The organism is Prevotella sp. DNF00663 (assembly GCF_001553265.1).
Lineage (GTDB): Bacteria > Bacteroidota > Bacteroidia > Bacteroidales > Bacteroidaceae > Prevotella.
In genome coordinates, this window is record NZ_KQ960628.1 from 1 (window position 1) to 1,028 (window position 1,028).

Annotated in this window: 1 protein-coding gene; it reads left to right on the plus strand. The window is 41.8% G+C overall.

Annotated elements, in window-relative coordinates; all coding sequences use genetic code 11:
* Positions 1-33: 33 nt before the first annotated feature.
* Positions 34-1,014, plus strand: coding sequence for an IS982 family transposase (locus HMPREF3034_RS07145; protein ID WP_062434370.1), 981 nt, complete (start codon positions 34-36; stop codon positions 1,012-1,014).
* Positions 1,015-1,028 lie beyond the last annotated feature (14 nt).

Here is a 1,028-nt window from a genome sequence, read left to right on the forward strand (position 1 = left end):
ACCCGTTGGCGGAATTAATTTAAGTTGATAAACATGAATAAAAAGTTGTACATATCATTGATTTTTAGTAACTTAGTAGTATTCAAAACGTTAAGTTCAAACCATCGTATGTACAACCTTTATACAAAATTCGTCAAAATACTTGAGATATGCAAGCAATTCTCTGAAAATCTCGTCAATGAATCGGGTAATGTTCCACGTCGTGGTTCCGTTCCTAAGTTTTCGGACTTGGAAGTGGTAGCATTATCCCTGACGGTAGAGGCAGAGAGCATTGATAGCGAGAAGTGGCTGTTCGACTATAAACTGCAAGAGTACAAGGACAGCATTCCCAATCTCATATCAAGGAGACAATTCAATGACCGTAGAAAGAAAACAGCTGGCTTGTGTGAGGAACTGCGCAAGAGGATAGCCATGGAAATGGATGGCGGAGAGGAACAGTTCTTTGTTGACTCCAAGCCAATAGAGGTCTGTAGGGTAGCAAGAGGAAAACGTTGTAAGATGGGACGTACCAGTGATTTCTCGCAAGCTCCCGACTTCGGTTTCTGTGCTTCGCAGAATACATACTATTTTGGCTATAAGTTACATGCGCTCTGTGGCTTAAGCGGAGTTATCCATTCCTACGATCTGTCAAAGGCAAGTATGGCTGACCTCCGTTATATGAAAGATGTAAAACATACTTATCACGACTGTAGCATCTATGGCGACAAGGGGTATATTAGAGCTGACGTACAGCTTAACCTGTTCGAGACTGCACACATAAAACTGGAGTGTCCATATCGGCACAACCAAAAGGACTGGAAACCGACATTCGTACCGTTGGCAAAGGCAAGAAAGAGAATTGAAACGCTATTCTCGCAACTTACAGACCAATTCTTGGTCATCAGGAACTATGCGAAAATAACGAATGGTTTGTTTGCCAGAATCATTGGCAAAATTAGTGCACTCACCATTCTGCAATACGTAAACTTCATGAACAACAGACCCATTGGCAGAATTAAGTATGCACTAAATTAATTCCGCCAACGGGT